The organism is Pseudomonas sp. GD03903, from assembly GCF_029840045.1.
In the GTDB taxonomy this organism is placed as follows: Bacteria; Pseudomonadota; Gammaproteobacteria; order Pseudomonadales; family Pseudomonadaceae; genus Pseudomonas; species Pseudomonas pseudonitroreducens.
Window position 1 is genome coordinate 298,144 of sequence record NZ_JAOCBT010000003.1, and the last position, 12,650, is coordinate 310,793.

Below are 12,650 nucleotides of genomic sequence, written 5' to 3' on the forward strand. Positions count from 1 at the left end.
CTTGATGACCTTGGTGGACGGCTACAGCGGCAGCAGCCAGGGTACCAGCACAACGCTGACGATCATCACCAGAATCGTGAAGGGTACGCCAACCTTGACGAAGTCGGCGAAACGATAACGCCCCGGGCCCAGTACCAGGGTGTTCACCGGCGAGGAGATCGGCGTCATGAAGGCGGCCGACGCGGCCAGCGCGACGATCATCGCGAAGGCTTCGGGGGAGGCGCCCAGGGCCTTGGCCGTGGCAATGGCGACCGGTGCCATGAGTACGGCGGTGGCGGTATTGGAAATGAACAGGCCGATCACCGCCGTGAGCACGAACAGGCTGGCGAGAATGGCATAGGGCCCGGCGCCGCCGAGGGCGCTGACCAGCCCGTGCACCGCCAGGTTGATGCCGCCGGTTTTCTGCAGCGCCAGGGCGAAGGGCAACATGCCGACGATCAGCAACAGGCTCTGCCAGTGAATGGCGCGGTAGGCGCTGTCCATGTCGATGCAGCGGAACGAGCCCATCAGCAGGCAGGCGATCAGCGCGGCCATGACGTTGGGCACCAGCCCGCTGACCATCAGGATCACCATGACCGCCAGGCTGAACAGCGCGTGGGGTGCCTGGCTGGCGGCGGGAGCGGCTTCATCGACCTCGGCGGGCAGGCTGAGCACCAGGAAGTCGCGGGCGCGCGCCTGCAGATGGCGAATCTCCTTCCAGCCGCCAATCACCAGCAGGGTGTCGCCGACCTTCAGCTTGGCGTCCAGCAAACCTTCGACCATTGCCTCGCGGTTGCGCCGCAGGCCTACCACGTTGAGGCCGAACTGGCTGCGGAACTCCAGGTCCAGCACGCTCTTGCCCAGCAATACCGACTCCGGCGGCAGGGTCACTTCGGCCATGCCGACTTCGTGGGCACGCTCGGTGAAGTAGTCGCCCTGCAGGCTCAGCGGCTCCAGGCCGAACTCGTGGTACATGCCCAGCAGGTCGCTGCGATCACCGTAGATATCCACCAGCAATACATCGCCGGCATGCAGCACGATGTTGGCGCCGGGGCTGAGGATCTTCAGGCGGAAATGCACCATGCGCTCGATCGCCACCACGTTGGTGCCGGCGCGGGCGCGCAGTTCGATGTCGCCCAGGCTCATGCCCACCAGCTGCGAGTCAGGGCGGATTCGCAGGCGGCGCTCGCGGCCGGCCAACTGGTAGTCGCGGATCAGGTCGCTCAGGGTGCGGCGCTTGACGCTCTGCTTGTCGTCGCCATCGTCGTCGCCCAGCCAGCGCCGCGCCACCAGCATGTAGCCGACGCCGAGCACCAGCACGACGAGACCGAATGGCGTGAAGCTGAAGAAGCCGAAACCCTTCGAGCCTTCGCGCACCAGCTCGCTGTGCACCACCACGTTGGGCGCGGTGGCGACCAGCGTGAGCATGCCGCTGATCAGCCCGGCGAAGCTCAGCGGCATCATCAGCCGGCGCGGCGACAAGTGCAGGCGCGCGGCGATGCTCAGCACCACGGGAATGAAGATGGCGACCACGCCGGTGGAACTCATCACCGAGCCGAGCCCGGCCACGGCCAGCATCAGCAGCACCAGCAGGCGCGTCTCGCTGGCGCCGGCGCGGCGGGTCAGCCATTCGCCGATGCGATAGGCCACGCCCGTGCGCACCAGGCCCTCGCCGATAACGAACAGCGCGGCGATCAGGATGACGTTGGGATCGGCGAAGCCGGCCAGCGATTCCTGCACGCTGAGCACGCCCGACAGCGGCAGGGCGACCATCACCAGCAGGGCGACGACGTCCATGCGCGGGCGGTTGACGACGAACAACCCGACCGCGGTGGCGAGCAGGACGAGGACCCAGATCAGTTGCAGACTCATGCGCTTCCCTAGCGATTGTTCGGCGCGCCATTGTGCCCGGTGCGACGGGCACGGTGCGTTGATCCGATGCAGCTTAGCGAAGCGTGACGCCCCGTGCGCGGGGCGTGTGCGGAGTCATGGCAGGCGCGAAACCGGGGTGATCTGCCTTGGGTCGGTGCGCAACTCGATCAGCGCCGGCCTGCCGCTGGCCTGGGCGCGCTGGAAGGCGGCGGGAAAGTCCTCGCTGTGCTCGACCAGCTCGCCATGGGCGCCGAAGGCCCGGGCGAGGGCGACGAAGTCCGGGTTACGCAGTTGCGTGGCGCTGATGCGGCCGGGGTATTCGCGCTCCTGGTGCATGCGGATGGTGCCGAGCATGCCGTTGTTGACCACGATGACGGTCAGCGCCGCACCGTACTGCACGGCGGTGGCCAGTTCCTGCGGATACATCATGAAGCAGCCGTCGCCGGCGAAGCACACCACGCTGCGTTGCGGATCACGCAGCTTGGCGGCGATGGCGGCGGGGAAGCCGTAGCCCATGGCGCCATTGGTGGGGGCCAGCTGGCTGCGCGGCGTGCGATAGCGGTAGAAACGATGCACCCAGACGGCGTAATTGCCCGCGCCGTTGCTGATCGCCGCATCATCCGGCAGCGTTTCGTTGAGGTACTGGATGACCTGGGCAAGGTCGACGCCCTGCACGGGCTCGGTGGGCTGCGGTGGCGTGATGTAGCTCAGATAGTCGGCGCGGGCGGCGGCGGTCCACTCTGCCCAGGGCGGTTCGGCGAAGGGCGCGAGGCCGGCCAGGGCGGCGGCGATCTCCGGCATGCCGGCTTCGATCATCTGGTCGGCCTGGTAGACGCGGCCCAGTTCGCTGGCATCGGCGTACACGTGGATCATGCTCTGCAGTGGGCGAGGGCTCTGGATGAGGCTGTAGCCGGCACTGGGTGTTTCGCTCAGGCGCGAACCGAGCACCAGCAGCAGGTCGGCTTCCTGCACCCGTGCGCTGAGCCTGGGCGAGGCGCCGAAGCCGAGCTGGCCGGCGTACTGTGCGTCGCGGTTGTCGATCAGGTCCTGGCGGCGGAACGAGGCTACCAGTGGCAGGCGGTTGTCCCGGGCGAATGCTCGCACCTGCTCGCAGGCGGCGTGCGTCCAGCCGGTGCCGCCGACGATCAGCAGCGGGCGCCGGGCGCGGGCCAGGCGCTCACGCAGTTCGGCCATCGCGCTGGCGCCGGGAGTCGCACGGCTGATCGCAGTCGGCGCGACGTCAGCGACCTGCGCCGAGCCGAACAGCACCTCCTCCGGCAGGCCGATCACCACCGGCCCTGGCCGCCCGGACTGGGCGACGCGGAAGGCACGGGCGACGATTTCGGGAATGCGGCGGATGTCGTCGATCTCCGTGGCCCACTTGGCCAGGCCGCCGAACATCTGCCGGTAGTCCACCTCCTGGAAGGCCTCGCGGCCCTTGAACGCGCTCTCCACCTGGCCGATGAAGAGGATCATCGGCGTCGAGTCCTGCATCGCCGTGTGCACGCCGTTGGCCGCGTGGGTCGCGCCCGGCCCGCGGGTGACGAAGCAGATACCCGGGCGGCCGGTGAGCTTGCCGTAGGCGTCGGCCATGTTCGAGGCGGCGCCTTCGTGGCGGGTGACGATGGTCTGGATATCGGTCGCGTCGTGCAGCGCATCGAGCACCGGCAGGTAGCTTTCGCCTGGGATGCAGTAGACGCTGTCCACCGCGTGGTGCAGCAGGGCATCGACGAGGATCTGGCCGCCATTGCGGGCCGGGAGGTCGGACATGGGAATCGGGTTCCTGAATGGGCAGGGGTGCGCTGATCTTCGGTGAACTGCCGGGGTGATCCAAGCGAGCATTCTTCGCAAGGTCATTCCCTCATGGAATGCACAGGCCGCCCCAGAGCGGCCGCGGCGACGAACCGCGCTGGCATTTTCCGCCAGTTGTCTATGGTTGATGCACGGACGCACCGGCGTCCGCAGGATGTTTTGCTGCAAAAGGAGAGCCTCCCATGCACCACCTCTCGTCCCGAGCCTTGCTCGCCGGCCTGTTCACCACCGCCAGCCTGCCCCTGTGTGCCGCCCTGCCTTCGGCGCCGGGGTATGTCGATGACAGCGGTTACAGCGCCGCGGCCAAGACCCGTATCCTCCCCGCGATGTTCGAGCAGAAGCTCGCCAGTACGAAATACATTGCCAAGGCGGACAACCCGCTGATCACCCTGGCCGAATCCAGCGGCTTCAAGGAAACCTCCGATTACCACCAGACCCGCGCCTGGCTGCAGAAGCTGGCCGATGCCTCCGGGGGCGCCATCAGCCTCAGCGACCTGCCGGAGAACAGCGCCACCGGCGAGCCGATGCTGCTGGTCACCGCCAGCCGGGAGGCGGACAAGTCGGCGGCGGGGCTGAACAAGTCCGGCAAGCCGACCATTTTCGTCGAGGCGGAAATCCACCCCGGCGAAGCCAACGGCAAGGACGCCATGTTCATGCTGCTGCGCGACATGACCACCGGCGACAAGCCGCTGGCTGGCCTGCTGGACAAGGTCAACATCCTCTTCATTCCCACCGTGAACATTGACGGCGACTTGCGCCGCAGCCCCTACGGGCGGATCAACCAGAACGGCCCGGAAGTCACCGGCTGGCGGGTCAACGGCCTGAACTACAACCTCAACCGCGACTTCACCAAGCTCGACAGCGCGGAAATCCGCAACGTCGCCGCGGTGTTCAACCAGTACGACCTGAGCTTCTTCGCCGATACCCATTCCACCGACGGCGCCATGTACCCCTACGACAGCTCCTATTGCCACAACGGCAACGGCTGGTCGCCGGCCTCCAGCGAGTGGATGGACAAGGTCATGCGCCCGCCGGTGTACAAGGAGCTGGAAGGCGACGGCCACGTGGTCCACGAGTGCATCAGCTTCAACGACAACCAGGACCCGACCAAGGGTTACTACCCCTATCGCACCGACCTGGCGCGGTTCTCCAACCAGTACGGCGACATCCGCAACGTGCCCTCGATCCTCATCGAACAGCACGCGCTGCATCCCTATGAAACCCAGGTACTGGGCAACTACGTGATGCTCAAGGCGATGTTCCAGGTGATCGGCGACAACGCCGAATCGCTCAAGCAGGCCATCGCCAAGGACCGCGAGCGCCTGGCCGCGCAGAAAGAGGTGACCCTCACCTGGAAGCCCGGCAAGGAACAGCACACGCCGTTCATCGTGGGTGACTACCGCTACGAGGAGTCACCGATCACCGGGAAGAAGACCATCGTCTGGAGCAACAAGCCCAAGCAGCTCAACGTGCCGATCAGCGACAACTCGGTGCCGGACCTGGTGGTGAAGCGGCCGAAGCAGTATGTGGTGCCGGTGCAGTGGAGCGAGGTGATCGCGCGCCTGAAGTCCCATGGCATCCAGATGAAGACCCTGGACAAGGCCACGCCGATCGAGGTGACCCTGTTCCGCATGGACGACATCAAGCTGGCCGGCGGCTTCGAGCCCGACCGCGCCGCCGCCAACGAGATTCCCGGCTATGAGGGGCACCTGCTGGTGAGTGGCAGTGGCAAGCCGTTCCAGCGCCTGCAGACCTATCCTGCCGGTTCGGTGGTGATCGACACCGACCAGCCGCTGGGTGTGCTGGCGGTCAACCTGCTGACGGCGGAAAGCCCGGACTCGTTCTGGTCCTGGGGCTTCTTCAACTCGACCCTGGTGGTGGCCGAGGAGCCGGAGGAGTACGTGATGGAGCCGATGGCGCGGAAGATGCTCGCCGAGGATCCGAAGCTGAAGGCCGAGTTCGAGAAGAAGCTCAAGGACGACAAGGCCTTCGCCAAGGACGCCCAGGCCCGCCTGCAGTGGTTCTACCAGCGTACGCCGTTCTATGACGTGAATGCCTACGTGTACCCGGTAGGGACGGTGTACTGACGATACCTGTAGGAGCGAGCTTGCTCGCGAACGCTCTTGCTCGGCGGTTTGGGCGGTTCGCGAGCAGGCTTGCTCATCCAATGCTGGCTCAAGGCTGTCGCTGGCGTAGCTCCTGCAATTGCACCAGCAGCTTCGGAACTTCGTCGCGGATGATGCTCCACAGGGTATCGTTGTCGATACCCAGATACCCGTGTATCAGGCGATTGCGAGTGGCGACCAGCATGCGCCACGGCACTTGCTGATTTGCCTGGCGTACTTCTTCGGGTATGCGGGTTGCTGCTTCGCCGATTATTTCCAGATTGCGTACCGTTGCGTCATAGACCAGCGAGTTGTCGCTGAACGTTTGTTGGTCCAGTCCTGCACAGTACGCGAGCACTTTTTCCGAGCAGCCAATCATGTCGTCGAGGTAAAAGTACCAGACCCTCTCCGGCCGCTCAGACATTCATCGCCTCCGCCTCGATAAAAGGCTTCAGTTCCGGACGCAGGGCCTTTTCAGTCACCAGGTCGACGCTGCTGCCCAATAGGTCTTCGAGGTAGAACTGCACGCCAAAGTATCTTTCCGAGGTGGCGGGACCATCGAAGGCCACCAGAATATCCACATCACTGTCCGGCCTTGCATCATCGCGCACAGTGGAACCGAACAAGGCCAATCGTACGACGCCAAAGCGTTTCCCCAGCTCTGGCTTGCACTTTTCCAGCAGGTTCAGGGTGCGGTCACGGTTCATTAGGCTTTTGCGTATGTGGATGTTGCTCTGAAGGTAGCATAGCCCCTTGCTTTTCAGGGCAGTCGCGCGGCCCGGCGGCGCAGGGAGCGGTGCCGGCTGGCGAAGAAGAGGCGCAGGAAGCCTTTCACCACGGGGGCGGCGAAAATCGGCTCGACGGTGAGCTGGTCGACTACCCGCGTACCCTGCGCACAAGGCTCCAGCGTGCGCTCGTGGCGCCACAGGCGCATGCCGGTCATGGGCGATTCCTCGATGAAGCCTTGACCGCTGCGCAGTTCGCGCAAGGTCAGGTGCGAGGTGCCCAGGGGGATCACGCCCAGCAGCCAGAGCCAACTGGTGAACAGCGGTTTGCCGGGCTCAATCTGCAGGTCTTCGAGGTTGTTGATGCCACGGGGGATGCTCATCCACAGCAGCGGGCGCATCTCGTCCCGCAGGCAACGCACATCGGTGATCCAGCGCCAGGCCAGTTCGGAGTCGGCGCGGAGGATGGATTCGAAGCGCAGCGAGATGGTCATTCTCTATCCCTGAAAAGCAAAAGGCCCGCACGCGGCGGGCCTTTCGGTAGCACTTACAGACTGGCGATCTTCTCGCGCTGCTGAACCAGGTTGGTCACGGCCTGTTCGGCCTCGGCCAGCTTGGCGCGTTCCTTCTCGATCACTTCCGGCGGGGCTTTGGCGACGAAGCCTTCGTTGGCGAGCTTGCCGCCCACGCGTTTGACTTCGCCCTCCAGGCGCTGGATTTCCTTGTCCAGGCGCGCCATTTCGGCAGCCTTGTCGATCAGGCCGGCCATCGGCACCAGCACCTGCAGGTCGCCGACCAGCGCGGTGGCGGACATCGGCGGCTCTTCGCCTTCGTCCAGCACGCGGATGGTCTCGAGCTTGGCCAGCTTCATCAGCAGCGGCTCGTTGTCGGCCAGGCGGCGGTGGTCTTCGGGCGATGCATTGTTCAGCACCAGGTCGATGCGCTTGGCCATGGAGATGTTCATCTCGCCACGGATCTGGCGGATGCCCAGCATCAGCGCCTTGACCCACTCGATGTCGCCTTCGGCGGCGGCGTCGATCTTCGCCTCGTCGGCGATCGGCCAGGGTTGCAGCATCAGGGTGTCACCGGTCTTCGCCGCGGCGCCCTTGATGCGCTGCCAGATTTCCTCGGTGATGAACGGCATGAACGGGTGCGCCAGGCGCAGCGCGGTTTCCAGCACGCGCGCCAGGGTGCGACGGGTGCCGCGCTGGCGTTCGATGGGGGCGTTCTCGTCCCACAGCACCGGCTTGACCAGTTCCAGGTACCAGGCGCAGTACTCGTCCCAGATGAACTCGTAGAGCGCCTGGGTGGCGAGGTCGAAGCGGAAGGCGTCGAGCTGACGGGCGACTTCGATCTCGGTGCGCTGCAGGGCGGAGATGATCCAGCGGTCCACCGAGGACAGCTCGACCGGCTCGCCATTCACGCCGGTGTCCTTGCCATCGGTGTTCTCGATGACGAAGTTGGCGGCGTTCCACAGCTTGTTGCAGAAGTTGCGGTAGCCCTCGACGCGACCCATGTCGAACTTGATGTCACGACCGGTGGAAGCCAGCGAGCAGAAGGTGAAGCGCAGGGCGTCGGTGCCGTAGCTGGCAATGCCTTCGGGGAACTCGGCTTTCGTCTGCTTGGCGATCTTCTCGGCGAGCTTGGGCTGCATCATGCCGCTGGTGCGTTTCTCCAGCAGTTCGTCGAGGGTGATGCCGTCGACGATATCCAGCGGGTCGAGGACGTTGCCCTTGGACTTGGACATCTTCTGGCCCTGACCGTCGCGCACCAGACCGTGGACGTAGACGGTCTTGAACGGGATCTGCGCGGTACCATCGCCATTCTTGATCAGGTGCATGGTCAGCATGATCATGCGCGCAACCCAGAAGAAGATGATGTCGAAGCCGGTCACCAGCACGTCGGTGGGGTGGAAGGTCTTCAGGTACTCGGTCTGTTCCGGCCAGCCGAGGGTGGAGAAGGTCCACAGGCCCGAGCTGAACCAGGTGTCCAGTACGTCTTCGTCCTGGCGCAGGTTGGCGTCGCCCAGGTTGTGCTTGGCGCGCACTTCGGCTTCGTTGCGGCCGACGTAGACGTTGCCGGCATCGTCGTACCAGGCGGGGATGCGGTGGCCCCACCACAGCTGACGGCTGATGCACCAGTCCTGGATGTCGCGCATCCAGCTGAAGTACATGTTTTCGTACTGCTTGGGCACGAACTGGATGCGGCCGTCTTCCACGGCGGCAATGGCCGGTTCGGCCAGCGGCTTGGTGGAGACGTACCACTGGTCGGTCAGCCACGGTTCGATGACGGTGCCGGAGCGGTCGCCCTTGGGCACTTTCAGCGCGTGGTCGTCGATCTTCTCGAGCAGGCCGGCGGCTTCGAAGTCGGCGACGATCTGCTTGCGTGCGACGAAGCGGTCGAGGCCGGCGTAGGCGGCGGGCAGGCTGGCGTCGAACTCGGCGTTGACGCTGCCGTCGAGCTGGAACACCTGGGCGGTGCCGAGCACGGCGGCGTTCTTGTCGAAGATGTTGATCAGCGGCAGGCTGTGGCGCTTGCCGACTTCATAGTCGTTGAAGTCGTGGGCCGGGGTGATCTTCACGCAGCCGGTGCCGAACTCGCGGTCGACGTAGTCGTCGGCGATGATCGGGATGCGCCGGCCCACCAGCGGCAGGTCGATGAAGGTGCCGATCAGAGCGGCGTAGCGCTCGTCTTCCGGGTGCACGGCGACCGCGCTGTCACCCAGCATGGTTTCCGGACGGGTGGTGGCGACGATCAGGTGGTCCTTGCCGTCGGCGGTCTGGTTGCCGTCGGCCAGCGGGTAGCGCAGGTGCCAGAGGTGGCCCTTCTCGTCGTGGTTCTCCACTTCCAGGTCGGAAATGGCGGTGTGGAACTTGGTGTCCCAGTTGACCAGGCGCTTGCCGCGGTAGATCAGGCCGTCCTCGTGCAGGCGCACGAAGGCTTCCTTGACCGCTTCGGAGAGGCCGTCGTCCATGGTGAAGCGCTCGCGCGACCAGTCCACGGAGGAGCCCAGGCGACGAATCTGGCGGGTGATGGTGCCGCCGGACTGGTCCTTCCATTCCCAGACCTTCTCCAGGAACTTCTCGCGGCCCAGGTCATGACGGGCGATGCCCTGCGCGGCCAGCTGGCGCTCCACCACCATCTGGGTGGCGATGCCGGCGTGGTCGGTACCCGGCTGCCACAGGGTGTTGCGGCCCTGCATGCGGCGGTAGCGGATCAGCGCGTCCATGATGGCGTTGTTGAAGCCGTGACCCATGTGCAGGCTGCCGGTGACGTTCGGCGGCGGGATCATGATGGTGTACGGCTCGCCGGAACCTTGCGGGGCGAAGTAGTTCTCTTTCTCCCACAGGGGATACCAGTGGGATTCGATGGCGTGGGGCTGGTAGGTCTTGTCCATGAGCGCGGCGGGACCCTGATAAGGCTAGACGGAAAACCGCTGAGTATAACGGGAGGCAGGGCGCTCAGGCCACCGGCGTGGATGGCCATGCGCCCAAAGGGGCATGCAGGAGCGAGCTGGCTCGCGAACTCGCCTGACGCCTGATGGTTCGGGCATGAAGCGTTCGCGAGCAAGCTCGTTCCTGCAAGGGGGAGGGGGGGGCAGGCCAATCGGCGTACAACGCGGAGCGTTATACGCCCTACGTTCAGGGCTTGCGCTGGGCCAGCAGGCGCTGCATCCGCGCTTCCAGGCGGCGCTGCAGTTCGGCTTCGATCTGCGGGGCGAAGTCGTCGATGACATCCTGCAGGATCAACTGGGCCGCCGCGCGCAGCTCCAGGTCCAGGCGGTTCAGCTCGCTGGTCGCGGTCGCGGTCGCGGTCGCGGCGGGCAGGGCAGTGGTGGGTTCCTGCGCCAGGGGCGCGGGCGTGACGACATCGGAGAGCAGCGGAATGTTGTCCGGCTCGAAGGATTCGGTGAGCAGGGGCGGCTCGGCCCCCGTCTCGTCCAGCAGGTCCTGGATCTTCTTCAGGTCTTCCAGCAGGTGGTCGGGGTCGTGCGGGGGCTTACGGCTGTCCATGGTCTTGGCGGGTGCGTTCTCAAGGGCGTGGCAGGCGGTGGTCCTGCAAAGGATAGCCCTGCTCGCGGTAACGGCGGAAATTCTCCCGCGCGGCCTGACGAATCGCCGGTTCCTCGATCACCAGTTCGGCGACCCGGTTGAAGCGGTCGACGAAGGCGGGAATGGCCAGGGTCAGGTTGATCAGCAGGTCCCGGTGGCTCTCCGGCGGCTCGCCCAGGGCCAGCACGATGGGCGAGTCGGCGTCTTCTTCCACCGCGTTGTGTGGGATGAAGGTTTCCCCACGGAAGTTCCACAGCCGGGCATCCAGCGCATCGCGCTGGGCCTCGTCGCTGCACAGCACGAAGATGCGCATGCCTTGCCGCCAGGCCTTTTCGGCGAGGCGGCAGGCGATGGTCAGGCGTGCGTCGGGATCGGCGCTGGGAATGACATAGAAATCCACACGCGTCATGCGTTCGATCCCATCGGCAGATTGCACTGTGCCATTACTTGGCGCGGTCCAGCAGGTACTGGGTCAGCAGCGGAACCGGGCGGCCAGTGGCGCCTTTGTCCTTGCCACCGCTGATCCAGGCGGTGCCGGCGATGTCCAGGTGCGCCCAGTGGAACTTCTTCGCGAAGCGCGACAGGAAGCAGCCGGCGGTGATGGTGCCGGCCTTCGGCCCGCCGATGTTGGCGATGTCGGCGAAGGGACTGTCGAGTTGCTCCTGGTACTCGTCGAACAGCGGCAGTTGCCATGCACGGTCGTCGGCGACTTCGCCGGCCTTGAGCAGTTGCTTGATCAGCGCGTCGTTGTTACCCATCAGGCCCGAAGTATTGGAGCCCAGGGCGACGATGCAGGCGCCGGTCAGGGTGGCGATGTCCACCACGGATTGCGGCTTGAAGCGCTCGACGTAGGTCAGCGCGTCGCACAGCACCAGGCGGCCTTCGGCGTCGGTGTTGAGGATCTCGACGGTCTGCCCGCTCATGGTGGTGACGATGTCGCCCGGACGGGTAGCGCCGCCGCTGGGCATGTTCTCGGCGCAGGCCATCACGCCGACCAGGTTGATCGGCAGCTGCAGCTCCAGCACGGCGCGGAAGGTGCCGAACACGGAGGCGGCGCCGCACATGTCGAACTTCATCTCGTCCATGCCCAGGCCGGGCTTGAGGCTGATGCCGCCGGTGTCGAAGGTGATGCCCTTGCCGACCAGGACGTGCGGGGCCTCGTCCTTCTTCTTCGCGCCGTTGTACTGCAGCACGATCAGGCGCGGTGGCTGGTCGCTGCCCTGGGCGACGGCGAGGAAGGAGCCCATGCCCAGTTCACGGAGTTTCTTCTCGTCGAGGACTTCGACTTTCAGGCCCTTGTATTCCTTGCCCAGCGCCTTGGCCTGCTCGCCGAGGAAGGTCGGGTGGCAGAGGTTCGGCGGCAGGTTGCCCAGGTCGCGGGTCAGGGCCATGCCGTTGGCGATGGCCTGGGCTTCCTTGGCGCCCTGTTCGACGGCGGCGGCGTCGGTCTTGTCGGCGAGCAGGGTGATTTTCTTCAGCTTCGGCGCTTCGGCCTTCTGGCTCTTGAAGCGGTCGAAGACGTAGGTGCCGTCGGCCAGGGTTTCCACCTGCAGGCGGGCCTTGCCGTGGGCAGTGCGGCCTTTCACGGCCAGGTCGCCCAGGGCCAGGACGGCGTCGGCGCCACCGAGGTTCTTCAGATTGTTAAGGACGGCGGAAACCAGTTTGCGGTAGGCGCGGTCGGAGAGTTCGCGCTCTTTGCCGGCGCCGACCAGCAGGACGCGCTCGGCCTTAAGGTTGGGTAAATCTTGCAACAGTAGAGTCTGGCCCACCTTGCCTGCCAGATCGCCGCGCTTTAGCAGGTTGGCGATGGCACCGCCGGTGGCTTCGTCGACGGCCTTGGCGCTGGCGCCGAGCTTGCGGCCTTCGCCCACGGCGATGACCAGGGTGGCGGTCTTCAGGGTTTCCGGACGTACGCTTTTTACAAGGAATTCCATGGCTGAGTGTCCCCGGGACAAAGAGCAGAAGGGTCTGCGAATGAAGATGGACTGCGCAGTGACAGGCCTGGCGAATCGCAGGATAATGCCGGCTATTTGCGCTGGGTCGCGTCCGCGCGCACCCGGCAATGCTTCACGGCGGCTAGTTTGAGCGTAGCCGCCTGAGCGTGA

10 protein-coding genes are annotated in these 12,650 nt (G+C 65.4%); 1 reads left to right on the plus strand and 9 read right to left on the minus strand.

Annotation, left to right across the window (positions count from 1 at the left end):
• Positions 1–21: 21 nt before the first annotated feature.
• Complete coding sequence (locus N5C91_RS06255) at positions 22–1,851, minus strand: SLC13 family permease (RefSeq protein ID WP_236199462.1); 1,830 nt, start codon at positions 1,849–1,851, stop codon at positions 22–24.
• A gap of 114 nt (positions 1,852–1,965) precedes the next feature.
• Positions 1,966–3,621, minus strand: coding sequence for a thiamine pyrophosphate-binding protein (locus N5C91_RS06260; RefSeq protein WP_279828561.1), 1,656 nt, complete (start codon positions 3,619–3,621; stop codon positions 1,966–1,968).
• A 224-nt stretch (positions 3,622–3,845) separates the two neighbouring features.
• On the opposite strand from N5C91_RS06260, the gene N5C91_RS06265 reads away from it, so the two are divergent.
• A complete protein-coding gene (locus tag N5C91_RS06265) occupies positions 3,846–5,750 on the plus strand; it encodes a M14 family metallopeptidase (protein WP_279828563.1) in 1,905 nt (634 codons plus the stop codon).
• 88 nt (positions 5,751–5,838) lie between these two features.
• Here the strand turns inward: N5C91_RS06265 and N5C91_RS06270 are convergent, their stop codons facing one another.
• The 7 genes from N5C91_RS06270 to N5C91_RS06300 all read right to left on the minus strand — a co-directional run bounded on the left by N5C91_RS06270 (position 5,839) and on the right by N5C91_RS06300 (position 12,479).
• Complete coding sequence (locus tag N5C91_RS06270) at positions 5,839–6,192, minus strand: DUF86 domain-containing protein (RefSeq protein ID WP_279828565.1); 354 nt, start codon at positions 6,190–6,192, stop codon at positions 5,839–5,841.
• On the minus strand, positions 6,185–6,475 hold the full coding sequence (locus N5C91_RS06275; protein ID WP_236199466.1) for a nucleotidyltransferase family protein: 291 nt from the start codon (positions 6,473–6,475) through the stop codon (positions 6,185–6,187). The genes N5C91_RS06270 and N5C91_RS06275 overlap by 8 nt, the downstream gene beginning before the upstream one ends.
• Positions 6,476–6,528: 53 nt before the next feature.
• Positions 6,529–6,987, minus strand: coding sequence for a hypothetical protein (locus tag N5C91_RS06280; protein WP_279828566.1), 459 nt, complete (start codon positions 6,985–6,987; stop codon positions 6,529–6,531).
• Positions 6,988–7,040: 53 nt separating this feature from the next.
• Complete coding sequence (locus N5C91_RS06285) at positions 7,041–9,890, minus strand: valine--tRNA ligase (protein ID WP_279828569.1); 2,850 nt, start codon at positions 9,888–9,890, stop codon at positions 7,041–7,043.
• A 244-nt stretch (positions 9,891–10,134) separates the two neighbouring features.
• Complete coding sequence (locus N5C91_RS06290; RefSeq protein ID WP_279828570.1) at positions 10,135–10,506, minus strand: DNA polymerase III subunit chi; 372 nt, start codon at positions 10,504–10,506, stop codon at positions 10,135–10,137.
• Between the two features lie 19 nt (positions 10,507–10,525).
• Complete coding sequence (locus tag N5C91_RS06295) at positions 10,526–10,954, minus strand: DNA polymerase III subunit chi (protein ID WP_024762886.1); 429 nt, start codon at positions 10,952–10,954, stop codon at positions 10,526–10,528.
• Between the two features lie 34 nt (positions 10,955–10,988).
• Positions 10,989–12,479 (minus strand): leucyl aminopeptidase, encoded by a 1,491-nt coding sequence (locus N5C91_RS06300; protein ID WP_279828573.1) that lies wholly within the window; start codon positions 12,477–12,479, stop codon positions 10,989–10,991.
• Between the last annotated feature and the right edge of the window lie 171 nt (positions 12,480–12,650).